Source organism: Ruegeria sp. BG9, from assembly GCF_056538305.1.
In genome coordinates, this window is the sequence record NZ_JBQFSY010000037.1 from 1 (window position 1) to 568 (window position 568).

General features: G+C 59.2%; 1 protein-coding gene. It reads left to right on the top strand.

Annotated elements, in window-relative coordinates; all coding sequences use genetic code 11:
- A partial coding sequence (locus ACR0I8_RS22120; RefSeq protein WP_480703681.1) for a pyridoxal phosphate-dependent decarboxylase family protein occupies positions 1 to 568 on the top strand: 568 nt, incomplete at both ends.

Genomic DNA, 568 nt, shown 5'->3' on the forward strand with positions numbered 1-568 from the left:
TGAATCTCCGTTACCCGAGAGTGGCACGCCGCTGGAAGAGGTGCTCGATCAGATCAAGGAGAATCTGATGCCTTATCCAATGGGCAACATCCATCCGCGGTTTTGGATGTGGTACATGGGATCGAGTAACTTCACCGGCGCTCTGGGTGATTTCCTGGCCGCTATTCTTGGCTCGAATCTGGGGGGGGGTAATCACGCCGCAGCCCAGATGGACCGGCAAGTGGTAGACTGGCTCAAGGAAATCGCAGGCTTCCCGAGCACCGCCAGCGGTACGCTGACCAGTGGCGGTTCAGTGGCCAACCTCATTGCGCTCACCGTTGCCCGCAATGAAGCCCTTGGGCAAGAAAGCATCCGGGAAGGAGGGTTGAGCGGCGCTCGTCTGGCCTTTTACGGCTCCGACCAGGTGCATGGCTGCCATCTGACGGCCATGGAACTTCTTGGTCTCGGACGCAGGGCGCTGCGGCGCATCCCGTCAACGCCTGACTATCGGTTGGATGTAGATCAGCTTCAGACGAAGATCGCAACTGATCGTTCCGAGGGCGTCCAGCCCGTGGCAATCATCGCCAAT